This is a genomic window from Nonomuraea sp. NPDC050451, from assembly GCF_044458585.1.
This window is the reverse complement of sequence record NZ_JBITHZ010000069.1, coordinates 1-22,135: the sequence shown is the minus strand read 5'-3', so window position 1 is coordinate 22,135 and position 22,135 is coordinate 1. Positions and strand designations below refer to the sequence as shown.

Annotated in this window: 21 protein-coding genes and 1 pseudogene; 6 read left to right on the top strand and 16 right to left on the bottom strand. The window is 67.9% G+C overall.

Features of this window, described 5'->3' with window-relative positions:
- Positions 1–8: 8 nt before the first annotated feature.
- The 4 genes from fxsT to ACIBI9_RS65700 form a co-directional block, all read right to left on the bottom strand.
- On the bottom strand, positions 9–2,234 hold the full coding sequence (gene fxsT, locus ACIBI9_RS65715) for an FxSxx-COOH system tetratricopeptide repeat protein (RefSeq protein WP_397238889.1): 2,226 nt from the start codon (positions 2,232–2,234) through the stop codon (positions 9–11).
- A gap of 7 nt (positions 2,235–2,241) precedes the next feature.
- Positions 2,242–2,673 carry a hypothetical protein gene (locus tag ACIBI9_RS65710; protein ID WP_397238887.1) on the bottom strand — a complete coding sequence of 144 codons (432 nt, stop codon included), beginning with the start codon at positions 2,671–2,673 and terminating at the stop codon, positions 2,242–2,244.
- Between the two features lie 191 nt (positions 2,674–2,864).
- The gene (locus ACIBI9_RS65705) at positions 2,865–3,920 is read right to left on the bottom strand and encodes an SDR family oxidoreductase (RefSeq protein ID WP_397238885.1); all 1,056 of its coding nucleotides are present in this window, start codon (positions 3,918–3,920) and stop codon (positions 2,865–2,867) included.
- Positions 3,921–3,955: 35 nt separating this feature from the next.
- Positions 3,956–5,089, bottom strand: a complete 1,134-nt coding sequence (locus ACIBI9_RS65700) for an MFS transporter (protein ID WP_397238883.1) — start codon at positions 5,087–5,089, stop codon at positions 3,956–3,958.
- Between the two features lie 246 nt (positions 5,090–5,335).
- Between ACIBI9_RS65700 and ACIBI9_RS65695 the strand changes: the two genes are divergently transcribed.
- The 3 genes from ACIBI9_RS65695 to ACIBI9_RS65685 are packed head-to-tail and all read left to right on the top strand — an operon-like array spanning position 5,336 to position 6,315.
- The gene (locus ACIBI9_RS65695) at positions 5,336–5,566 is read left to right on the top strand and encodes a hypothetical protein (RefSeq protein ID WP_397238881.1); all 231 of its coding nucleotides are present in this window, start codon (positions 5,336–5,338) and stop codon (positions 5,564–5,566) included.
- Positions 5,563–6,024 carry a recombinase family protein gene (locus tag ACIBI9_RS65690; RefSeq protein ID WP_397238916.1) on the top strand — a complete coding sequence of 154 codons (462 nt, stop codon included), beginning with the start codon at positions 5,563–5,565 and terminating at the stop codon, positions 6,022–6,024. The genes ACIBI9_RS65695 and ACIBI9_RS65690 overlap by 4 nt, the downstream gene beginning before the upstream one ends.
- 24 nt (positions 6,025–6,048) lie before the next feature.
- Positions 6,049–6,315, top strand: coding sequence for a Tn3 family transposase (locus ACIBI9_RS65685; protein ID WP_397238914.1), 267 nt, complete (start codon positions 6,049–6,051; stop codon positions 6,313–6,315).
- A gap of 64 nt (positions 6,316–6,379) precedes the next feature.
- Here the strand turns inward: ACIBI9_RS65685 and ACIBI9_RS65680 are convergent, their stop codons facing one another.
- The 5 genes from ACIBI9_RS65680 to ACIBI9_RS65660 form a co-directional block, all read right to left on the bottom strand.
- The gene (locus ACIBI9_RS65680; protein ID WP_397238877.1) at positions 6,380–7,159 is read right to left on the bottom strand and encodes an ABC transporter permease; all 780 of its coding nucleotides are present in this window, start codon (positions 7,157–7,159) and stop codon (positions 6,380–6,382) included.
- Positions 7,152–8,174: an ABC transporter ATP-binding protein gene (locus tag ACIBI9_RS65675; RefSeq protein WP_397238875.1), complete on the bottom strand. Its 1,023-nt coding sequence runs from the start codon at positions 8,172–8,174 to the stop codon at positions 7,152–7,154. The genes ACIBI9_RS65680 and ACIBI9_RS65675 overlap by 8 nt, the downstream gene beginning before the upstream one ends.
- A 114-nt stretch (positions 8,175–8,288) precedes the next feature.
- Positions 8,289–8,678: a GbsR/MarR family transcriptional regulator gene (locus ACIBI9_RS65670; protein WP_397238873.1), complete on the bottom strand. Its 390-nt coding sequence runs from the start codon at positions 8,676–8,678 to the stop codon at positions 8,289–8,291.
- Positions 8,679–8,827: 149 nt separating this feature from the next.
- On the bottom strand, positions 8,828–10,336 hold the full coding sequence (locus ACIBI9_RS65665; protein WP_397238872.1) for an MFS transporter: 1,509 nt from the start codon (positions 10,334–10,336) through the stop codon (positions 8,828–8,830).
- Between the two features lie 78 nt (positions 10,337–10,414).
- Complete coding sequence (locus tag ACIBI9_RS65660; protein WP_397238871.1) at positions 10,415–10,888, bottom strand: DUF6653 family protein; 474 nt, start codon at positions 10,886–10,888, stop codon at positions 10,415–10,417.
- Between the two features lie 122 nt (positions 10,889–11,010).
- On the opposite strand from ACIBI9_RS65660, the gene ACIBI9_RS65655 reads away from it, so the two are divergent.
- Positions 11,011–11,493: a GbsR/MarR family transcriptional regulator gene (locus ACIBI9_RS65655; RefSeq protein WP_397238870.1), complete on the top strand. Its 483-nt coding sequence runs from the start codon at positions 11,011–11,013 to the stop codon at positions 11,491–11,493.
- 25 nt (positions 11,494–11,518) lie between these two features.
- On the opposite strand, the gene ACIBI9_RS65650 is transcribed toward ACIBI9_RS65655, so the two are convergent.
- Positions 11,519–11,950: a hypothetical protein gene (locus ACIBI9_RS65650; RefSeq protein WP_397238869.1), complete on the bottom strand. Its 432-nt coding sequence runs from the start codon at positions 11,948–11,950 to the stop codon at positions 11,519–11,521.
- 114 nt (positions 11,951–12,064) lie between these two features.
- Here ACIBI9_RS65650 and ACIBI9_RS65645 point away from each other — a divergent pair, with 114 nt between their 5' ends.
- Positions 12,065–15,127 (top strand): Tn3 family transposase, encoded by a 3,063-nt coding sequence (locus tag ACIBI9_RS65645; RefSeq protein WP_397238868.1) that lies wholly within the window; start codon positions 12,065–12,067, stop codon positions 15,125–15,127.
- 163 nt (positions 15,128–15,290) lie between these two features.
- On the opposite strand, the gene ACIBI9_RS65640 is transcribed toward ACIBI9_RS65645, so the two are convergent.
- On the bottom strand, positions 15,291–15,557 hold the full coding sequence (locus tag ACIBI9_RS65640) for a hypothetical protein (RefSeq protein ID WP_397238867.1): 267 nt from the start codon (positions 15,555–15,557) through the stop codon (positions 15,291–15,293).
- A 695-nt stretch (positions 15,558–16,252) separates the two neighbouring features.
- Between ACIBI9_RS65640 and ACIBI9_RS65635 the strand changes: the two genes are divergently transcribed.
- On the top strand, positions 16,253–17,011 hold the full coding sequence (locus tag ACIBI9_RS65635) for a neutral zinc metallopeptidase (RefSeq protein ID WP_397238866.1): 759 nt from the start codon (positions 16,253–16,255) through the stop codon (positions 17,009–17,011).
- 326 nt (positions 17,012–17,337) lie between these two features.
- On the opposite strand, the gene ACIBI9_RS65630 is transcribed toward ACIBI9_RS65635, so the two are convergent.
- From ACIBI9_RS65630 to ACIBI9_RS65610, 5 genes and pseudogenes are all read right to left on the bottom strand, one after another.
- The gene (locus ACIBI9_RS65630) at positions 17,338–17,847 is read right to left on the bottom strand and encodes a GNAT family N-acetyltransferase (protein WP_397238865.1); all 510 of its coding nucleotides are present in this window, start codon (positions 17,845–17,847) and stop codon (positions 17,338–17,340) included.
- A 252-nt stretch (positions 17,848–18,099) separates the two neighbouring features.
- On the bottom strand, positions 18,100–18,579 hold the full coding sequence (locus ACIBI9_RS65625) for a hypothetical protein (protein WP_397238864.1): 480 nt from the start codon (positions 18,577–18,579) through the stop codon (positions 18,100–18,102).
- A gap of 378 nt (positions 18,580–18,957) precedes the next feature.
- Positions 18,958–19,695, bottom strand: a complete 738-nt coding sequence (locus tag ACIBI9_RS65620; protein WP_397238912.1) for a group II intron maturase-specific domain-containing protein — start codon at positions 19,693–19,695, stop codon at positions 18,958–18,960.
- An 87-nt stretch (positions 19,696–19,782) separates the two neighbouring features.
- Positions 19,783–20,481 (bottom strand): group II intron maturase-specific domain-containing protein, encoded by a 699-nt coding sequence (locus ACIBI9_RS65615; RefSeq protein ID WP_397238910.1) that lies wholly within the window; start codon positions 20,479–20,481, stop codon positions 19,783–19,785.
- Positions 20,482–20,589: 108 nt separating this feature from the next.
- Positions 20,590–21,412, bottom strand: a pseudogene (locus ACIBI9_RS65610) (reverse transcriptase N-terminal domain-containing protein); the annotation flags it as partial.
- Between the last annotated feature and the right edge of the window lie 723 nt (positions 21,413–22,135).

The window sequence follows — 22,135 nt, the reverse complement described above, 5'->3', positions numbered from 1 at the left end:
GCGATGGGCTATCCGAGCGCCGACAGGTTGGCCCTCACAGTCTTCGTCAAAGGGTGGTCGGCGCCCAGCACCCGCTCACTGTCGGCCAGCGTGGCCTCGAACAGCGGGATGGCCCGGCTCAGGTCTCCCGCCGCGTAGTAGGCGTAGGCGAGGTTGTTGCGGGAGAACAGGGTGTCGGGGTGGTCGGCGCCCAGCACCCGCTCCCGATCGGCCAGCGTGGCCTCGTGCAGCGGGATGGCGCGGCCCAGATCCCCCGTCCTCCGGTAGGCGGAGGCGAGGTTGTTGCGGGAGGACAGGGTGTGGGGATGATCAGCGCCCAGCACCCGCTCCCGATCGGCCAGCGTGGCCTCGTGCAGCGGGATGGCCCGGCCCAGGTCTCCCGCCGACTCATAGGCACCGGCGAGGTTGTTGCGGGATTGCAGGGTGTCGGGGTGGTCCTCGCCCAGCACCCGCTCCCGATCAGCCAGCGTAGCCTCGAACAGCGGGATGGCCCGGCCCAGATCCCCCGCCCCGTAGTAGGCGTAGGCGAGGTTGTTGCGCGAGATCAGGGTGTGGGGGTGGTCGGCGCCCAGCACCCGCTCCCGATCAGCCAGCGTGGCCTCGTACAGCGGGATGGCCCGGCCCAGGTCTCCCGCCGACTCATAGGCGGCGGCGAGGTTATTGCGCGCGGTCAGCGTGTTGGCGTGGTCAGTGCCTAGGATGCGTTCTTCCTCTGCCAGGTTGTGCTCCATCAGTGGGATCGCTTGTCTCAGATCCCCCGCCGTCTCGTAGGCGTAGGCCAGGCTGCCACGCGTGTTGAGTACGGCGGGGTGGTCGGCGTCGTAGACGCGTTGAGCCAAGGCCATGCATCGCTTGAGATAGACCAGGGAGCGGTCGATGGCCCCCTGGCTGTTCAAGAACATGCCGACGGTACGGAGCAGTTGGTGAGCGTCGGCGGTGTCGGCGTCGGGGGAGGTGTACTCGAACACGGCGTCGATGTGGGGCAGCAGCGCCCGCCATTGCGGCCAGGAGGCCGGGACTTCGTATATGTCAGGGCGGGCGCGCTCCAGCAGGGAGATGGCGACGGCACGGGCGGTGTCGATGTCGGAGGCCTGCCGGTGCGGGTCGGCCGGGTCGCAGGTGCGGGCGACGGCCTGGACCAGGCGGTGCACGATGATGTGCTCGCGGTCGAGGGTGATCATGTTGTAGGCGGCCAGCTCGCCCAGGGCGTGACCTATCTCCAGTGTGGAGATGCCCGAGTTACCCAGGCCCTCCAAGCCCTCCAGCAGGGTGCGGGGGATGGGATCGGCGCCGTACCAGGCCAGGATGCGCAGCAGCTGCCCAGCTAGCGGTGTGCCAGTCAGTCGGTCCAGGATCAGCCGCCAGATCCGGGCGACGGTCCGCTCGGCCGGGGAGCCGCGTGCGGCCCGGTCGTACAGCACCGCCGGCTGCTGGCGTAACTCCGCCAGGTAGGCGTACGGGGTCAGCCTGACCTGGTGCAGGTACGCACCCGCCTGCTCGATGGCCAGCGGCAGGCAGCCCAGCTCGCGCACCAACTCCCGCGCCCCCTCCAACACCTCAGGCATCTCCGCATCGGGGGCAGGTGGCTGATGACCGGTGATCCGGGCGAGCAACTCGATCGCCTCGCGCTCGCTCAGCACGCCCAGCGAGATCACGTGGGCGTCCAGGCGATACCAGCCCTGGGCCAACCGGCTGGTCACCAGTACCCGCCCGTCCAGCGTCCGCCCCAGCAGCGGCGCCACATCGTCGGGATCGATGACATCGTCCAGCACCAGCAGCCACCCCTCATGGGCGGCCAGCCAGGCCACAGCACGCTCGGCCAGGGCCTCCAACGGCAACGCCGTGGCCAGCTCCGGCTGCAGCGCGACCGTCAGCGCGGCCAGCCCGGCCTGCACCGCCGGCGGGCTGTCGGCGGTGATCCACCACACCGGATTACACGCCTTGGCCTGCGCCGCGGCATAGCGGGCGGCCAGCGTCGACTTTCCCACCCCGCCCAGCCCGTGCACCGCAGCCACCACGACCCCGCCACCGGTCTGCAGGGCCGCTTCCAGTTCGACCAGCTCATTCGCGCGTCCGACGAACAGCCCGGCATGCCCGGGGAGATTCACCGTCCTCGGCGGGGCGGTCACCTGCTCAACCGGTCGCAGCGCCGGCAACCCCGTCTCGTAAACGGTCAGGTCATGCCCGGCCTGGTACACCCGGCCGTGCCCGGAGGCCTGTCCCTCCATCTGCATGCGGCGCTCAGCGCCCGTGGATGGTCTGGTCGCGGCCAGCCTGATAGATGCGGCCATGCCCGCTGGCCGTCGCCTTCATCGTCAGCGAACCGACCCGCTCCTGATCGGCCGGCTCCAGCGCCGGGGTGAGCACCTCATCTACCACCCGTTTGATCTCCTGCGCCAGGGACGGATCTGCGCGGAGCAGCTGCTGCAGCCGGACCTGCCAGGACCCGACCAGGGCCTGCTCGGTGTCGGCGTCGTTGTCCCCGCGGGCTTCGAGCACCTGCTTGCGAACCTCGGCCAGCTCCGCCTCGACGACGTCGGCCTGCTCGGGGCGGACCTTACGCCACAGAGCGACCGCACCATCTCGGGCCGACTGCCAGGCGTCGGTGGCCATCGCCGTCACCAGCGCGGTGCCCGCAGCCAAAACGATCGGATCCACGTTGACCTCTCTCACCGCCGGAGTGTGAATCCCCACGGTAGAACCGGCCACGGTCCACGACCACCCTGGCCGGAACCGCAGATAAGCACCGTTGATCACACAAGCCCGCCGGTGCGATCGCGACACCTAACGAGCAAGGCCTGGCCCAAGGGCTCGTCCGGGACATCGCGGACGATCAGTACCCCGTTATCGCAGATAGTGACTCACTATCTGCGATAAACAGGGCCGGTCCGCCAAAGCCCGTGACACCGGCGCCAAGCGAACGCTCCCAGCCCGGAAGCTGGGCGGGCGAAGGCGCGGGTCGCCGCGCCGGTCGTTGAAGCCTGGCGAGCATCGGCAGCGCGAGGCAGCCGGCGTCGAGATCGAGGTCGGTGTCGCGGGCGGGCGCCGCCCGGAAGACGTTGCGGCCGATCCGGCCGATCCGGCCGAATCCGTTGATCGCGATACGTAGCCTCATCTGCGTTCCTTTCGCGGTTCGTTCCCTTGGCGTTTTGGTGGGAAAGTCCGGTCCGGAGCCCGGTGTGGTCGCGGGATCGACCACACCGGGTTTCAGGTGGGCTACTGCGCGGCCAGCGCCGGGTACAGAGCGGTGACGGGCTGGGAGATCGCGGCGTGCAGTTCTTGGTCATTTCATCGATGATCGCTTCGAGCTCGCCGGCCTCAAGCGCGTCGTAGATCGCGGCCACGACATCAGCTGGCTTGTTCATGCTGGCGGTGTCGGCGCCCGCTTGCATTGGGGTGTCGGTCGGGCCGAGGTAGGCGCCGAGCACCTGCACACCGTCGGGGGCCAGTTCGAGCCGCAGCGCGTTGGTCGCCATCCACAGGCCGGCCTTGGACACGCTGTGCGCCTTGCCGACGGCGAACCAGCTCAGCACTGATCCGACGTTCACCAACGCACCCTTGGCCGAACGAAGTCCGGGCGCGAAGGCGCGGGTGAGGCGGACGGGGCCGAGCAGGTTGGTCTCGATGTTGGCTGTGATGTCCTCGAACGGAGCCGTCAGCAGGTCGCCTCGCGGGAAGACGGCTGCGTTGTTCACCAGAATCGTGGTGTCAGCGGCCTGGCCCAGAACCTTGTCGATCGAGGCGGAGTCGGTCACGTCCAACGGCAGCGGCACGATGCGATCGTCGTTCCACTCCTGCGGCTTGCGGGCCGTCGCGTAGACGCGGCGAGCGCCGCGCTCGAGGGCGACCCGGACGAACTCGGTACCGAGGCCGCCGTTGGCGCCAGTCACGAGTACGATCGCGTTCTTCAGTGATGTCATCGTGCGTTCCTTTCGCTCGAACTTCTCGTATGAACTCAGAGGGCCGGTCCAACGCGCCGCGCTTTGTTTCGGCGGCGACCGGCGGGCCCAGCGGTGACGACGACGCCCACCAGGGCCACGATGGCTATGGCGATCCCGAACCCGACCGCCATCGAGGTCACCCCGACGGGTCCCGCGAACTGCCCCGCGATGATCGCGGAGACGCCCATCGCGAGGTAGGCGACGAGGTAGATCCCGGCGAACAGTCCCGCACGTTCGTGGGGCTTCACTTCAGGTGCGAGCCCTCGGGTGATACCGAAAAACGACGCGCCAAGCCCGCCGCCGGCGAACACCGCCGCGGCCCAGACCAGCGGCAAAGAGGTGGCGCTGACGCTCCCGATGAACAGGGTCGCGCCGATGACCATTGCACTCGCGCCGAGCAGCCTCAACCGGTGAGGACCTACGGCGGTCGTGATCGCCGACACGACCGTTCCAGCTCCGAACGTCACGAACGCGGCCAAGGCACCGATGAACGGGTCTCTCACCCCGAAAACGAGTGCGAGGACGATGGGAACCAGGCCGAGGAACAGCGCCATCATCATGAACGCGCTGATCGTCACCGGGAGGGTAGACACAAACAGGCCGCGTACCTGGGCCGGTATCGAGACCCGGGGAATCAGCGACGCAACTGCGCCGGGCTTGCGAGTTGAGGTCTCCGGCGTGAACACGGTGAAGACCGTTCCAAGGGCCATGACCACGACCAGCACCACGAACGTGGGGTCAGACGCGAACTGGGCGAGGATGCCCGCGAAGAGCGCTCCGATACCCAGGCCGGCCAACGGAGCCATGCCGGTCATCAGCGCGCCCAGTTTCTTGTGACGCTCGGGAGCGAGCTCCACGACCGCGGCGCTCAGTGCGCTCGAGGCCGCGCCGGTAGCGATCCCCTGGACGATCCGGGCCGTAATGAGCCAGCCGATCGACGGTGCGAACAGAAACACGAGCATCGCCACCAACTCGATCGCGAGCGCTCCGATCATGAGCGGGCGCCGGCCAACGTGGTCGGACAGCGAACCGATCACGAGAATCGCGCCGCAGCAACCGCCACGACCGCGCTCGTCATGACGTTCGCCCTCAGAAGGCCGATGCTGCGAACCCTGGGGCATCTGCGCCCTGGCTGGGATGGCCACCATCGTCCTGCCCTGAACCGTGTGAGGGCAACGGCGGCGCCCTTCACCCATGCGGCTCAACCCCAGGTAGGCCGACCTGTCGGGATTAGGTGATTTCCCGACACCCCGCCGACCAGGCTCCCCGCGGCCCGGAAGATCAGACTTCGCGGCACAAAACACCGCTCCGGGTGGATGTTTTCGAGCCCGAATTGACGACAGGATTTCCCGACAGATAGAAGAGGGCTCCCGTCCCCATCCGAGGAGCCGCCGGTGCGGATCGTCTACTCCCGCTCGTCCACCGCCACCCAGTCCCTGCTGCGGCAGCGGCACATCCTCACCGAGGCCGGGCTGCTGGTGCGGACCGAGGGCGTCGCCGAAGGGTTTCGCCCGGCCGAGGGGGTGCTGCTGTTTGAGGACCCGGCGACCACCTCGAAGATCCCGGCGCTGGAGCGGCCCGCGTTCGCGAAGGTCGCGGTCGCCGCGCACCCGGCGACGTCCTGACCGTCTCGGAGCTGTTTCGGCTGTGCCGCGACCTGATCGACATCCACGCCGTCCGCGACTGGTGCCAGGCCCGCGGCGTCGCCCTGCGCGTGCTGTCGGGCCCGCTGTCGAACTTCCACGACCTCGCCGCAGGCGACGCCACGACCGCGCTGCTCATCAACGTGATCACCGCGGTCGGACAGTTCCAGCGCGACCTGCAGAACGAGCTGACCGCCGAAGGGATCGCCGCCGCCGAAGCCGAAGGCCGCTATCGCGGCCGCCCACCCGCGCTGGCCGGCGCCCGGCTTGAGGAGGTGCGATCGGCGTTCGCCGACCACGGCACCTCGATCGCGGCTCTCGCCCGTGCGCATGGAGTGAGCCGGGCCGCCATCCGAACCGCACTTACCGGGCTACTGCCCGGCCAGCCCGATCCGCCCGTACTCATCCCGACCAAGGGCCCTGCCGAAGCGTCCAGCTAAGTTACTCGCGGGTACCGCCAACGGCTGTCCGCAGGTTCCTCAACCCCGGAGGTCTCGGCGCTGGCGCTGCACCTCCTCGCCGCCGCGATCACCTACCTCAACACGCACCTGATCCAGATGGTGCTGCGCGATCCTGGCTGGAAGAAGCGGCTGAGCCCGGCCGACCGTCGGGGGCTGACCGCCCTGTTCTGGTCGCATCTGAACCTGTACGGACGCTTCGAGCTCGACATGAACCGCCACCTGGAGCTGGACACCGCCCTGGACACCGTCGTCGCTGGGCCATCGCAGTAGCAGGGTGCAGGGGACGGCCGGCGCTGCTGACCTGTGGGCGGCCGACGAACCCCTGCGCGCGAGGTCAGCGCTTATGGTCGGCGCGGTTCCACCACGCGGCTGTGGCGATGGCGCCGATCGCGCCGGTGGCCGCGACCAGCAGCAGCCCGGCCGGGCCGGGCGGGTCCTGGCCTTCTCCGGCGATGCCGGCGTACAGGCCGGGCACCGACCACGGGAAATAGGCGCCGTAGCCGAGCGCGGCGATGATCTGGGAAGCGAAGATGATGCCGAACAGGACACCGACGGCGGCCAGGTAGCCGCGGCCGGCGCTGGCGGCCAAAGCCAGCGGTGTGGTGGTCAGCGCAGCGAGCGCAGCCGCGGCCAGGATGCGTGCGAGGCCGTCGAGCACGGCCGGCGCCGACCAGGCGGGCAGGGCGAGCAGGGCGCCGATACCCAGGCCGAGCGCGGCGAGCAGGACGGCCAGCAGCAGCGCCCAGAGGGCGGCGATGGTGAACTTGGCGGCCACGATGGTGGTGCGGGATGTGGGCAGGGCGAGCAGGTCGGTGGCGGTGTGGTCGCTGAACTCGCGGCCGAACAGCCAGATGGCGATCAGCCCGTACACGCCGAGGCCGCCGATGGCGACGGCCTGGGCGAGCAGGGCGAGGTAGCCGGGCCAGTCGGCGCTGGCGCCGGACAGTTGGGCCTTGCCGCCGAGCAGGCCGAGTGCTCGGGCGCGGGCGGGGTCGGCGAGGATGAACATGAACATGCCGCACACCAGCGCGGCGATGGTGAAGGCCAGCGCGGTGATCCAGGGCAGGCGGCTGCGCCGTGCCTTGAGCAGCTCGGCCCACAGCGCCTCACGCATCTCCGGCCGCCTTCCCGGCCTCGAACGCCGCCCCGGGGGCGGCCTCGGGCGCGTTGGTGCTGACGGTGCGCAGGAAGAAGGCTTCGAGGTCCTCTTCCTGCAGGTGCAGGTCGGCAGGCGGGATGCCGCCGTGGACGAGGACGGCGGCGACCTGCTCCGGCTCGGCCAGGGCGCGGGGATCGGTGAGCAGCAGGCCGGCCGGCGTGGCGGGTTCGGGGTGGTAGCCGGCGGCGTGCAGCACCGCGGCGGCGGTGTGGTCGTCGCGGGTGGTCAGGCGCAGGTGGCGGCGGCGGTGCCGGTCCAGGCGGGCGGCGTCGTGCTCGCCGAGCAGGCGGCCGTGGTGCAGAATGCCGATCCGGGTGGCCAGGCGGGCGACCTCGGCCAGTAGGTGGCTGGACAGCAGCACGGTGGTGCCGTGCTGGTGGGCCAGGCCGGCGAGCAGGGCGCGGATCTCGGCGACGCCAGCTGGGTCGAGGCCGTTGACCGGTTCGTCGAGGATGAGCAGGGCGGGGGCGTGCAGCAGGGCTCTGGCCAGGGCCAGGCGCTGCAGGTTACCCAGCGACAGGGTGCGGGCGCGGCGCTCGGCGTACGGGGTGAGCGCGAGACGTTCGATGATGTCGCCGACGGCGCCGACGGCGGGGCCGGGCAGGTGGCGCAGCCGTCGGACGACCTCCAGGTTCTCCCGCACGGTGAGTTCCGGGTAGGCGGCGGCCGCCTCCACCAGGTAGCCCACTCGCGCCCAGGCGGAGCGGTCGCCGCCGGTGACGTCGGCGCCCAGGACGCGCACGGTTCCGGCGGTGGGGGTGATCATGCCGAGCAGCGTGCGGATCAGGGTCGTCTTGCCGGCGCCGTTGAGACCCAGCAGCGCGTAGATCTGTCCGGCAGGTACTCGAAGGGTGACGTCGTCGACCGCTCGCACGTCGCCGAAGTGCTTGCTCAGGTGGGTGATCTCGATGGCGGGGGCCGCCGTGGTGCGGCGCGTGGCCTCTGGTGGGACGGCGTCTCGGGGGCGCATGGGCACATCCCTGTCTTGATGCGGACTGGACGTGCCGACCAGGCTTCCCGGCTCACCTGGCGTTCAGCCTACGCCTGGCGGCCCGTCCCGGACAGGGCCCGCGCGTACGGGCGCTCAGCCGGAGGGGTGCCGCTCCTGCCAGCGGCGCAGCAGGCCGGGCGGTTCGCCGAGCAGGAACTCGTAGAAGTCGTGCATCCGCCTCAGCCGTTCGTGGGCGGGGTCGCCGGCGGCGGTGGCGGCGATGCCGGCTTCGGCGGCCTGCAGCATGACCTGGACGACGGTGTTCTGCGTGGAGAACAGCGTGGGCCAGGCGTCCTCGCGCAGCCGGTAGTGCTCGCGGCGGCTGCCGGGCGCGGGCAGGCGTTCGATCAGGCCGGTGGACAGCAGGGACTTGACCGCGCCGGACACCGCGCCGGCGCTCGCGCCGAGCCGGTCGCCGATCTCGCCCATGGTGATCGTCTCAGCACCGGTGAACAGGAACACCGCCAGGACGCGCGCCGACATGCGCTGCAGGCCGCCCTCGGTCAGCGCCAGCGCCAGCCGTTCGGCCGCCTGCCATGCCCCGTGGGACCAAGGTGGCCAGGGGGCGAGGTGGTCGAACGTCAGCCCTGCTGGATGGCGTAGTGGCCGCCGGCCGCGAGGGAGGGACCGCTCTACGTGCCGACCTTTGTGGGGGTGGAGGTGGGCGTATCCGGCGCTGCCGCGTCCGGTCTGGCGCGAAGCAGTAGGAAAGCCAGCAAGGCTGCTACGGCGGCGAGGACGGCGCCGGTGATCATGCCAAGGGCCATGGCGTCGACGAACGCCGCCCGGGCGATGGCGGTGACGCTCGGGGTGCTGAGAGCGATGGCGTCGGTGAGTGACTGCTTGGCCGGTGCCGGCATGTCGGCGGGGAGGGCGGAAGTGTATCCGGTGGCCAGGACGCTGCCGAGGATGGCGATGCCGAGCACGCTGCCGGCCTGGGAGATGGTGCTGTTCATGGCCGATCCGGCGCCGGCGTGCTCGGGCGGGATGGCGCCTATCATCGCGGTGACCGCGGCCGGGGCTGCCAGCCCGGCGCCCATGCCCATGAGCACCAGCGCGGTGGCCAGCAGCGGGTAGCCGTCGCTGGGGCTGATCGACCACAGGAACAGGAATCCAGTGGCGGTGGTCAGCATGCCTGCGGTCACCATGGTGCGGTTGCTGAGCCGTTTGGTCAGTGTCGCCCCCAGGATGTTGAACAGCGTGGAGGAGGCGGCGAACGGCAGCAGCGCCATACCGGCCTGCAAGACGCTGTAGCCGAGGACGAGCTGGACGTATTGGGTGAGCGCCAGCATCAGGCCGGCTGCGGCGAAGGCCAGCAGCATGACCGAGAGGGTGCCGCCGGAGAAGTTGCGGTCACCGAACACGCGCAGCGGAAGCATGGGGTGCGTGGCGCGCAGCTCCCAGATGACGAACGCCGCCAGGAGCAGCACGCCGGCAGCGAGGGAGCCGCCGGTCCACAGGCTGTCCCAGCCGCGCTGCGGCGCTGCGGTGATCGACCAGACCACGGTCACCATGCCGAGCGTGCACAAGACGACGCCGGGCAGGTCCGGACGTCTGGCCGGAGCCTTCGATTCCGGCATCAGCACGACGGCGGCGACGATCGCGATGACCGCGACCGGCACGTTGACCAGGAATACCGATCCCCACCAGAAGTGATCCAGCAGCAGCCCGCCCAACGACGGCCCGGCCAGGATTCCGGCGATGGAGACGCTGCTCCAGGCGGCTATCGCCGTGCGGCGCTCGCTCTCGTCGAACACGGTGATCAGCAGGGACATGGTGCTGGGCATGACCAGGCAGCCGCCGACGCCCATCAGCGCGCGAGCGGCGATCAGTTGCTCCGGGGAGATGGCGAACGCGGCGCCCAGTGACGCGAGCCCGAACAGCGAGAGCTCGGCGATCAGCAGGCGCTTGCGGCCATAGCGGTCGGATAGGCCGCCTGCGGTCAGGAGCAGGCCGGCGTAGGCGAGGGTGTAGGCGCTGATGATCCATTGGATGTCGGCGGGGGTGGCGTGGAGTTCGCTCATCAGCGCGGGGATGGCCAGGTTGAGGATGGTGTTGTCGATGACCAGGACGAGCAGGCTCAAGCAGAGCGCTAGGAGGATCCACCAGCGGCGCGGGTGCGCGGTGCCGGGGACGTGCATGAGGCTCTCCACACGTAGGGGGCGGGTCGAGGGTTGGTGTCGGTACAGCCGGTGCTGTGGTGCGCTGGCCGTACCGGGTCACAGGCTTTCGCTCTGGTGCTGTTCGTAGAGCAGGCCGTAACGGTCGATCCGCCACAGCTGGGCGAGCACGAGCAGTACGGTGCCCAGCACGAGCGGCCAGGTCTCCAGGGCGATCAGTCCCCAGGCGATGAAGGCGAAACCGATCAGGCCGGCCACGATGAGCAGCCGTAGCACCATGCGATGTGCCGCCGGAGCCTTGCCGTCGACATGGAGTTGCTCGCCGTAGATGCCGCGCGCCGCCCAGCTGGTCGGTTCGACCGCCGCAAATAGATGGACGTTCAGCCAGAGCCAGATGACGACGAGGGCAACACCGGCCAGTGACCACCAGCCGATCCACTCGCGGCTCCAGACGGCCAGTTCGAAGGCGGGAATAGCGGCGAACCGGGTCCAGACGCTCCATGGGTTGGCGTGTTTCTTCCATGCCTGGTCGGTCATGCCGTGCGCGCCTGCGACCACGTTCTTGGGCTTCACTGTCGGCTCTCCTTCGGCGTCAGGGAGGTCGCCATGGCGCGATCTCCACACCTCAGAAGGTATAAAGGTTTCAGAGATTTGTAAATTCTCTGAATACTCGAAGTGATTGATAGGATTGAGGTATGGACACCGACCAGCGGCTGCGCGAGGCCGCCGAGAAGCTGGCGCTGACCCTGGCGCAGGGCGGCATGCAGAAGACCACCGCGCGGGTGATGACCGCCCTGCTCTACACCCGGCAAGAGTCGATGACCGCCGCCGACTTGTGCGAGCAGTTGTCCATCAGCTCGGGTGCGGTGTCCACCGCGGTCAAGCAGCTGATCCCGCTCGGCCTGATCGAACGGGTGCCGGCCCCCGGCAGCCGCCGCGACCACTATCGTTTCCGCCAGGGGGCTTGGGCCAGCTTGATGTCACAGCAGAACGCGATGCTGGCCACCATGGGGGATGCCGCTCAGGAAGGCCTGGACGCGGCGGGCGAAGACGGCATCACCGGCCGGCGCCTTCACGAGATGAAGGACTTCTACGCCTACATGACCGAGCAGCTGATCCCGCTCATCGACAGCTGGCGCGAACGCTATGCCGCCCAGCACACCGACGCTCCCCGGTAGCGGCTGTCAACGGCCTGTTTTCTAGTCATCCAGCCCGGAACTGACAGGTCCGAACTCTTGAGCACCCGCCGCGGACGTGCTCGGCTCTGCCGGCGTACAGCAGGGCGACGGCGAAGACCGTGACCGCTGCGAGGGACAGCGGGGCCTCGCAGCGCAGCACCGAGGAGCGGACCGCCAACGGCGCGACCAGGCCGCCGACGCCAAGGATCAGGGTGAGATTGATGATGTTCGAGCCGACCAGGCTGCCCACGGCCAGATCCGCCTGGCCCTGCAGCCCGGCGGTGCCGGCCACGACCAGTTCGGGCGCGCTGGTGCCGAACCCGATCACGACCACGCCGACCACGACCGGTTCCAGCCCGAGTCGTTCGGCCAGCCGGCCGCAGCCGAGGACCAGGTGGTCGGCGGCGACGGCCAGCGTGGCCAGCCCCAGGACGCTGAGGGCGATCAGGAGCGCCATGTCAGGCTCCTACCCGGGTGCCACCGGAATACGGCGGAAACGGGCCGCGCTCTTGATCGCCGGTCGTTAAACTCCTGACTTCACGCTGGTTAGTGATGGTTTCGGGCAGTTTGGGTGGCGTCGATCGATCGGACGGCGTACCCGAGGTTTGCGCGGGCAGTGTCGGCGCGGGAGTTGGCGGAGGTGTTCACTCCGTCGGCGGCCGAGGTGGAGTGGGCGCGCGGCAAGACCCAGGATGACCAGCATCTGCTGGCGTTGCTGGTGTGGTTGAAGGCCTATCAGCGGTTGGGATATTTCCCGAAGCTCAAGGACGTCCCCGCGGTGCTCTTCGAGCACATCCGAGAGATGATCGGCCTGCCGGAGGGGGTGGTGCTGGAGGATGCCGCGGAGCGGTCGGCCAAGCGGCATCGGTCGTTCGTGCGCCAGCGGATGGGTGTCACCTATGATGCGGCCCGGGTCCGGGAGGTGGCCGATGAGGCGATACGCAAGGCGGCCCAAGCCAAGGACAACCCCGCTGACTTGATCAATGTGGCGCTGGAGGAGTTGGTTCGCGCCGAGTGCGAGCTGCCCGGCTACACGACGCTGGATGAGATGACCAAGAAGATCCGCACCGAGGTGAACCGCGGATTCTTCACGCTGGTGTCCAGCTGGGTTGACGCCGGAGCCCGGGCGAGGCTGGCCCGGGCGCTGCTGGTCGACCCCATCACCCGGCGCAGCGCGTACGACGGGTTGAAGGACGCGGCGCAGGCGGCGTCGCTCAACAAGTTCAAGGGTCGTCTGACGTTCCTGCGGGAACTGGACGCCCTCGGGCCGACTGGGGCGTGGCTGGAGGGGATTCCGCCGGGGAAGATCGCGCATTTCGCCGGAGAGGCGAGGGTCACCGATGTTGCGGACCTGCGGAAGGTGCTGGATGAGGACAAGCGCCTCACGTTGATCGTGAGTCTGTTGCACATGGTGCGGACCGGGGTGCGGGACGACGTGGTGACGATGTTCTGCAAGCGGATCGCGACGATCCACAAGAAGGGCCGCGACCAGCTGGAAGCTCTGCGGGAGGCGCACCGGGCCGAGTCCGAACGCCTGCTGGGCGTGTTCGGCGATGTTCTGGACGGCGTCCGCGAGGCCGTCACACCCGCGGAGCCCGGCGCGGTCGGCCCGCTGCCGGACGGCGCGAGTACCGATCCTGCTGCGAGCGCGGGCTCCGGATCCGGGGATGTGGCCGAGCGGGCGGGCCGGCTGGTGTTGAAGGCGCTGGAGGAGGCCGGCGGCCTGGACGTTTTGGCGGCCGCGTACGAGGCGGTGTCGGCATATCACGGCAACAACTACCTGCCGCTGCTCGACCAGCACTACCGGTCCCACCGCTCGGCGCTGTTCACCCTGGTTGACTCGATCGACCTGGAGTCGACCAACGCCGAGCGCAGTGTGCTGGACGCGGTGGAATACCTGCAAGCCCAGCGCAACGCGCGGGCGACGTTCGTCCCCGACCGGATCAGCGTGGAGCGCGCGGGCGCGGACGGCGCCCTGGTCTCGGTGGAGTTGGTGGTGGATGTGGACGCGTTCGCTTCGGGGATGTGGCGGAAGATCCTCAAGGATCCGGACCGGCCGGGCATGCTGGTGCGCCGTCACCTGGAGGTGTGTGTGTTCTCCTATCTGGCTTCGGAGCGGAAGTCGGGGGACATCGCGGTGGCCGGGTCGGACTCTTATGCCAACCTGCACGATCAGCTGATGAGTTGGGAGGAGTGCGAGCCGCTGGTGGAGGGGTTCTGCGCCGAGGCCGGCCTGCCGACCGACCCGCGCGAGTTGACTCGCCACTACAGGCAGCTCCTGGCCGACACGGCGGCCGGGGTCGACGCCGGGTACCCGGCCAACACGGACCTGACCCTTGAGGGCGGACGGCCGGTGCTCAAGCGGCGCAAGGGCGTCGAGCGGAGCAAGGAGGCGCTCAAGCTGGAGGAGGCTGTGCACGAACGGCTCCCGCAGCGGGACCTGCTCGACATTCTCACCCGCACCGCCTACCAGACAGGCTGGACCCGGCACCTCGGCCCGGCCTCAGGCTCTGACCCGAAGATCAAGGAAGCGCTCGGCCGGTACGTGCTGATGGTGTTCACTTACGGTACGCTGCTCGGCCCGGCCCAGGTTGCCGCGCACATGCGCGGCAAGGTCAGCGCCGCCGAGATCGCCATGACCGCGAACAAGCACTCCACCAGCGACAAGATCTCCAAAGCTTCGACTGATGTCATCAACGAGTTCAACAAGCTCGACATCGCCTCGGTCTGGGGCGATGGCAAGACCGTGGCCGCCGACGGCTCCCAGATCGAGACGTGGGAGAACAATCTCCTTGCGGAGAGCCACATTCGGTATGGAGGATATGGAGGTTTGGCCTACAGACACATCTCCAATACCTATGTGGCGCTTTTCTCCCATTTCATCCCATGTGGCGTGTGGGAGGCGGTCTACATCATCGAAGGGCTGTTGAAGAACGCCTCGGAGATCCAGCCCGACACCATCCATGCGGACACTCAGGGCCAGTCGCTGCCGGTCTTCGGGCTCGCCGCGCTCATGGGCTTCGACCTGCTGCCCCGTATCCGCAACTGGCACGACCTGATCTTCTACCGGCCCACCCCGGGCACCCGGTACCAGCACATCGATTCGCTGTTCGGCGATGAGGTGATCGATTGGACTCTCATCGAGACCCACTGGACGGATCTACTCCGTACCGCGATCTCGATCCGGGAGAACCGGCTGTCCTCAGTGACTCTGCTGCGCCGCCTGGGCAACCACTCTCGCAAGAACCGGCTCTACCGAGCCTTTCGCGAGCTCGGCCGCGCAGTCAGGACGATCACGCTCTTGCGGTATTTGTCGGATCCAGACCTTCGCGAGCAGCCCCGCGCGAGCCTGACCGGCGCGGCCCGGCGCATCGATGCGCACGGCACCCGCGAGCGACGCCACCGCGCCTACGCACTCGACCGCCAGCTCTACGCCTGGTGGCTCGCTGAGCTCGACTGGATGAAGACCCGAGGCAAGCGCACCGCACGCGGCCGAACTGTGCCCGGGCAAGGCCGCCTGATCCTGCCGGGCGCACCCTCCTACGCCAACCGGGCCCGCTACCCGCGTGACTACCGCGCCGCGCGTGTTCACCTCCAGCTCGCCGCCGCCGCGCGCCGGGCGGCCGCAGCCTAACCCGGCCCGCTGGTAAGAATCGCGGCACACGGCCCAAACGAGCGGGTCGCCGCGCCCCGATGCCCGGGCCTGCGGGAGCGGGCCCGAGCGCCGCCAGGCCTACCGGCCGCCCCCGGCCGCGGCGTCGACCGCGGGCCCGGGTTGAGCCGCTGGTCCGGGCGGGTCAGCGCATGCTGTCGTTCATCACTTGTTCGAGGTGATCCGGATCGGCGTGGGTGAAATTGAGGATCTCGTTGTACAGGGCGCTCCAGTCGAGGGACCACTTGGGGGGTTCCCCGCCGCGGAATTTCCCGTCCGGCTCGTCGTCCGAGTTCTCGTTGCGGTACAGGTCCGCCCAATAACTCTGGACGAACTCGTCGTCATCCCAGCCCCACACGCTGCGCTTCTCCCAGCCCTCCAGCAGGAACTTCCACTGCGTCGAACGGCCCAAAGTCGTCTCTCCTCGCCTGTCATTTTTCGCCATGGTCATGGTTGTGCGGTTTGGTTTCCACCGGACCTGCAAAAACTTCCCAAGATCCCGCTTTACAACTCCTTACTACTACAGCGAATGCTGGATCGGCTACACCGGTGTGAAATCACGGCCCTCCGCTCGGCATCCGTGCGACCAGACGCAAAGTAGCTGTGAGTGACCTGGAGTTCCTGGGCGGCTTGACATAAAAGCACTTAGCGAGCAACGCGACCTGCGAAAACGCCCGAACCAGCCTTATCGCGCCGCAGGGTGCCTGACTCATCCCCGAACGCCCGGACCGAAACCCGCCCTCTGCGGGTGACACCGTCGCGCACCGTGACCTGCGGCGACGCCGCTCGTTTGGGCCGTGTGCCGCGATTCTTACCAGCGGGCCAACAAGGGCCAGAGCGCGACGTATGGCCAGCTCAACAGTTCCGAGAACGGCAGCCGGACCGCAAGCGGGAAATCTCGGCCGGATATGACCAGCACCCGGGCTCACCCCGCCAACGGACGAGCCACACCGTAGCGAGACGAACCCCATCCCCAACAGACGAAGAAGATCACAGCTTCGTCAACCCACCCGTCCACTCATTCAAGATCCACTCAATGTGGGTTTTGGGCTTATGTGGGCTGACACCCATGTAAAGTCCGGTGCCATGCGTCCGAGGTCCTTGATCGTGCCATTACTCGTCGGCGTGCTCGCCAGCGCCGCGTTCAGCGGGACGGCCAGCGCCGCGCCGGCCCCGGCCGTGCTGACCAAGAACCCGCTGTACAAGGCGGGCAAGTTCGCGCTCAAGACCTGCGAGGAGCCGCATGCGGCCAGCGCCGACGTCGAGGTGTTCCGGCGCTATGTCGAAGAGGTCTCCCTCTGTCTGGACAAGGCGTGGGGGCCGCTGCTGACGAAGGCCGGTCTGCGGTACACCAAGCCCAAGGTGGTGTTGTCGTACGGCGAGCGGGTCAAGACCTCCTGCGGCATCTACGCACCCGACGCCACTGACAGCGTCTACTGTACGAACACCAAGACCGTCCACATGATGGTCAGCGACTACGGGCTTAAGGGCGAGATCGACAAGCCACAACTGCTGGAGGCCCTCAGCGCGGGCTATGCCATCCATGTCCAGAACGTCGCGGGCATCATGAACGCCGTGGCCAAGACCATGAAGAAGCTGTCCAAGCGGGACGCGCTGGCCCTTCAGTCCAGATACACGCTGCAGACGCTCTGCTTCTCCGGGGCGTTCACCGGCAGTGTCTGGGATTCGCTCGGCCACACGCGCGAGCACGGCCACGACTACTACATCGATCGGCACGTTATCGACGGCAATTTCGCCGGCTTCGGCAAAGCGTCCAATCGTGTCTACTGGATCAGGCGGGGGTTCGAGTCCGAGTCGCCGTCCGTCTGCAACACCTTCACGGCTCCGGCCGCCAGGGTGAAATAGCGCGCGCCCAGGGGGAGGACGCGCCGCGCGGCCGTGATCAGCCTCTTACCGGCGTGAGCCCGTAGATGCTCAAGGCCTAAAGACGATCTCTCCCCCGGTGGCGCCTGCATCTGACTGAACCAGGGCTCCGAGAGCGATCAGTATGTTCCCCGTCACTCAAAATGGTGATCCAGGAAGCCTCTGTGGCCGCGCTGGTCATGACCTTCGTGCTGAAGTGGCCGATGCTGCGCATCCTCGGGAGCAGACCAAGTACGGGAGAAAGGGACAGTGGGCTGCTGAACTGCTAGAACTGGCCGGACCTGCCTGTACGAGGTTCTCTGCTCGGCTCATAGATTCTTGCGCATGAGAACGCACGTGGTCTCGTGGCGACGGATCAAGCCGTCCGGCGCTTCCTCGTCCCAGGCCTCCGGCCTTCGGCCATAGGCGACATAGCCCAGACGTTCGTACAGAGCGCGAGCTCGAGGATTATCCTCCTCGACGGCGAGTTCCGCCCTGCGCAGGCCGCGGTTACCGATGCGCTGTTCGGCGGCCTGGATCAGCAACGTTCCCAAGCCACGGGACTGGAGCGCCGGAAGCACAGCGAGCTGCCACAGGGTACCGGCCCCCTCACTGAGCCGGTAGTCGACGCCGCCGATGGCGACTGGCAGGTTCACAGGAGTGCATACCGCCAGATAGTCCACCTCTCCCTTCGCGGCGCGCGCCAGCTCCCGCTGCACGTGGCGCAGGTGGCCGGCCGAACCCGACCATGTGCACGCGGGCAGATCGCGGGGCAGGAGGTCGCGCACGGTGACGGGGATGGCGACGGTGGCCTTGATGGGGCGATGGGCATCGATCACCGGTGTGACGATGTCAAGCGACGCAGCAGCATGGCAACGCATTTACCGGTGGACGATCTGGCGGCGTTGGCGGGCGTCGTTGGCCTCAGGCGCGGGTTCGTTGGATTCTGCTCCGTTGCTACTGGGACCCCGCCTCCAGCCAGGCCGCATGCCAGGCGCCGGCCCCGCGCGTACCATATCGATCAAGCTTCCGACCTGGGCCAGGTCGGGGGCTTTCGCGATGCCGGGCCTGCGCCTGGTCACCTCGATGGCTCAGGCAGTGCGCTTGGCCCAGAAATGCACGCCGATCGGCCCGAACAGCGACAGCGATGTTGCCGAGGACGACTGGGGCTGCCCCAGGTGCCGGAGGTTGGCGACGTTCTTGGTCGGCAGGCTGCCGCCAGGACCTGACACCGCAGTGGGGTGGAACCACTTCTGGCTGTCGGTGTTGTTGCACGCGGCCACGACCACGTCCACGGTGCTCGTGGCGGTCAGGCACAGCTCAGAGCCCGTCCCCACGCTGGCCCGCAGCTTGTAGATGAAGGCGGACTGCCCGCCGCCCGAGGAAAAGGTCGCCGTCTGCTCCCACTGGCCGAGCGCGCTGTTGGTGTCGGCCTTCAGTTGGACGAAGGAGCCGTTGAAGTTCCCTGCCGCGGTCAGGACCAGCTTGGAGGCGTTGCCGCGGTATTCGAGCTCCTTGTACACGGTGGCGGCCTGCGCCGGCGCGGCAAGCGCGACACCGATTCCGGCCACGCACATGGCGGCGGCGAACGCAGCGGCATGTCTCAGTCTTCGTGATTGGAACATATATCCCTCTTGATGAAGCGACCCGCCGGATTGCGGGCCTCGGGAAGTACACACGCCGCGGGGCCTGTCGGTCGGCGCATAAGTACGCACTGCGCCGGTAATCCCGGGCACAGGAGTTAGCGAGCCTTGGCTGCCGCCCGCCGCCATCCTCGACCTGCCGTTAACCAGGTGGTTGTTGCTCTCGCCGCAACGCCCGTTTGGGGCTCAGTTGGGTCGGGTCGGAGCGCGGTGCTGACCTTGCGATCAGCCCGTTTCCCCGACCCGCCCGCCGAACCCGGCGTGCACGTCTCCATGCACCGGGCTCTCCACGTGTCTTGCCCGGGGTCAACCGCCAGCAACGGCGGTTGCCGGTCGCGGTGTCCACGGCGTCGGAATCTTGGCTCCGCGATAGCGGTAGCGGGTCACTTTGACGCTGGACGCGCCGGTGAACTCGACGCCGTTGCAGGCCAGTTTCCAGGTGCCGGGTAGGCAGAACCGGCGGCGTAGCTGTTGCCAGCTGACCCGGGAGTGTTTGCGGAAAATCCATCGGATGATGCGATGCCACGCGTGGTTATCGATCGCGCCGAAGATCGCCTTGGACACTCCGTGCCGGAAGTAGTTCGCCCATCCGCGCAGCATCCGGTTCAAGCTGATCAACAGCTCATCCGGGCGCATGTCCTGGTAGGCCCTGCGTGTTCGGTCTTTCACCTTGTCCTTGATCGCTTGGATCGCTCTCTTGGACGGTTTGGTGTAGACGTAGTACTTCTGCGTTCCTCGTTTGCGCTGCCTTCTGATGTGGAAGCCGAGGAAGTCGAAGCCCTCATCGATATGGACGACGCGGGTCTTGGCTGGTGACAGCCGCAACCCCAGTGGGGCGAGCAGGCCTGTTACCTCCTGGCGCAGAGCCTCGGCATGGTGGCGTTCGCCCGATACGACCACGACAAAGTCGTCGGCGTATCGGATGAGCCGCCAGTTGCCCAGGCCGTTCCTTCTGCGCCGGGCCCGCCGCTTGTCGGTCCGCATCTCCTGTTGCCATTGCTGGTCGAAGTGCTCGTCCAGCGCGGATAAGGCGATGTTGGCCAGCAGCGGGGACAGGAGTCGGGTAAGGACGGCGCGTTACCGCGCCGCCCTCCCCTCAGAACCGGACTGGAACATTTCTATTCATCCGGCTCAAGCAGGTCTTGCTGGCGTCGAAGCCGTAAGGAGTAGCGCTGGTGCTGCCGGTCGGGCGGTTCGGGTCCGGCAAGCGGTGTGAATGAGGCGTTGATCGTCCGGGCCGTTCCCGGTGGCGATGTTGAGTTTGCTGATTGCCAGTCGGGTGCCGCGTAGCCACTGTTCCCACTCGTGCGGGGACTGCGGTTCGCGGTCGGCGTGCAGAAGCAGGGTGCCGCAGAGCGGGCAGCGTCCTCGCTGGGCTTTCAGCTTGGCGAGCAGCAGCACGCTGAGCGGTCCGTTGTGCTTCTTGCCGCGACGGTCGGCCCAGTAGCGGGCCAGGCCGGGATCGTCTGGGGAGGCGGTCCCGGCCACCATCGCGTGTCGGACGATCTTCGTCCAGGCGAACTTGGGCAGGTAAGCTCCGGTGTCCTTGTCGCCGAAGACCCACCGGTCGTTGCGGGAGCGGTTGAACCGGCCGAAGTACCGGTCCATCCGCCACCACCTGGACTTGTTCGGGTGTGTCCGCTTGGCCCACTTGTAGAGCAGCTTCCACATGTAGTCGTCCAGCGCGGAGAACACCTCACTGGAGACCTGACTGCGGTAGTAGGCCGCCCAGCCCCGGATGATCGGGGTGAGCGTGCGCATCACCGAGGCGGCGTTGCTGCCCAGCAGGGCCCGCACCTCGGTGCGCAGCCGTTCCCGGATTCGCCTCACGGCGTCACGGCTGGGTTTGATCAGCGGCAGTTTGCCGTGGTAGCGGCGGATATTGAACCCCAGAAAGTCGCACCCCTGGTTGACATGGACGATCTGGGTCTTGGCCTCGTTGAATACCAGGCCGCGGGGCCGCAGCCACTCGGCTAACCGCTGCTTGACCTGCTCCGCTTGCTCTCGGCTGTGGCATAACGCCAGCAGATCGTCGGCATAGCGGACCAGTACCGGGGCTTCAGGCGCGGTCTCAATCCCGCCTCGACTGCGCGTGAAGTATCGCACCCCGGCCGCCGTTTCCATTCCGTGCAAGGCGATGTTCATCAGCAAGGGGCTGCTGATCGATGTGGTCGAACGCTCCTTGCAGGTCGGCGTCGAGGATCCACTGCCGTTTCGGGTCGCGACCCTTGACGACTTGGTAGATGGCCTCGATCGCGTCATGGCATCCCCGGCCCGGCCGAAACCCGTAACTCTTGGGCTCGAACCGGGCTTCCCACTCGGGCTCCAGCGCGTTTCGCACCCGCGCTTGCTGGGCTCGATCAGCGATCACCGGGATACCGAGTGGGCGCAGTTTCCCATTCGCCTTCGGAATGAACACCCGTCTCACTGGCCGGGCCCGCCGTGGCGACCACTGGATCTCGATCACCAGACGTTCCTTGTCCGCCGCTGACAGCGTGATTCGCCCGTCAACGCCGGGAGTGAGACGACCAGCATTGCGCTCGGTCACCTGCCGCACGCTGATCAGCGTGTTTGACAGGCTTCGGAGCATCAGCTTCTGCAGGCTGCGGACCCGCTTGTGGTCCCCGGCCCGCGTTGCCGCGAAGATCCGTTGCCGCAGTCGTCGTACTCGATCCTCGGCGGCACGCCAGTCCACGGCGTTCCACTCCAGGCTCTCGTCCTCGGGTCCGTTCGCCCCGACCCCACCCTTGGCATCGGCCATCGGCGGCGTCCCAGCGTCCAACTTGTCCCTCGGTTCCAACGCCTCGTCGTCCGTTCTCTTCGCAGACCCACCCGGTCCACGTCAGCCCTCTTTCGAGGCGGGCCTCCCGGGCCCGTATCCGGCCGGTTATACGACACGATCGCAGTGGAGGAGCGATCATCTCGTGCCGCTTTCCCGCCGCCTTTCGGCGCACCGGCATTCGCTTCTTGGACCATCCTGTTCCCGCTGCGGCATTACGCCTTCCTCACGGTCGGCCTACCAGCCATCGGCCGGACCGCAACGGGGTTCCCACGTTGCACACGCATGAGATGCGATCGGGGTGGGCGCCTTCTTGACCCCGGGGCCGATGGTGTCCGCCCGGCGGGAAAGGAATGTCCCCGCCGGCATCCGCCGCTTTCCAGCGGCCAGGCCCTGCACCCCCACCACAGCCGACATCCGCGGGGGCCCGTCAGTCACGAGGCATCAACGAAGGTTCACCCTATTCGCCCGTCCGATCTTCCTCTCGCCCGTGGCCTCCCGTGATGCGCGGGGGCCCTTCGGCTTTCCCTTGGGCTCCACACCCCGCCGTTACCAGCGACGCATGCCAAGGCGAGGACAGGCCACTCGGACACTGGCCCGAGATCACGTTTGTAGGACGACGCTGAAGGTGTCCACGTAGGCGACATTCGCGCTGTCTATATGGACGACAAGGAAGACCCCGCCAGGCTGGTGCCGGACGGGGTC

Excerpts from the sequence above, each read along its gene's own strand:
- fxsT (WP_397238889.1), bottom strand. The coding sequence starts at position 2,234 with ATGCAGATGGAGGGACAGGCCTCCGGGCACGGCCGGGTGTACCAGGCC.
- ACIBI9_RS65705 (WP_397238885.1), bottom strand. The coding sequence starts at position 3,920 with ATGACATCACTGAAGAACGCGATCGTACTCGTGACTGGCGCCAACGGC.
- ACIBI9_RS65700 (WP_397238883.1), bottom strand. The coding sequence starts at position 5,089 with ATGGTGGCCATCCCAGCCAGGGCGCAGATGCCCCAGGGTTCGCAGCAT.
- ACIBI9_RS65680 (WP_397238877.1), bottom strand. The coding sequence starts at position 7,159 with ATGCGTGAGGCGCTGTGGGCCGAGCTGCTCAAGGCACGGCGCAGCCGC.
- ACIBI9_RS65675 (WP_397238875.1), bottom strand. The coding sequence starts at position 8,174 with ATGCGCCCCCGAGACGCCGTCCCACCAGAGGCCACGCGCCGCACCACG.
- ACIBI9_RS65670 (WP_397238873.1), bottom strand. The coding sequence starts at position 8,678 with ATGTCGGCGCGCGTCCTGGCGGTGTTCCTGTTCACCGGTGCTGAGACG.
- ACIBI9_RS65665 (WP_397238872.1), bottom strand. The coding sequence starts at position 10,336 with ATGCACGTCCCCGGCACCGCGCACCCGCGCCGCTGGTGGATCCTCCTA.
- ACIBI9_RS65655 (WP_397238870.1), top strand. The coding sequence starts at position 11,011 with ATGGACACCGACCAGCGGCTGCGCGAGGCCGCCGAGAAGCTGGCGCTG.
- ACIBI9_RS65650 (WP_397238869.1), bottom strand. The coding sequence starts at position 11,950 with ATGGCGCTCCTGATCGCCCTCAGCGTCCTGGGGCTGGCCACGCTGGCC.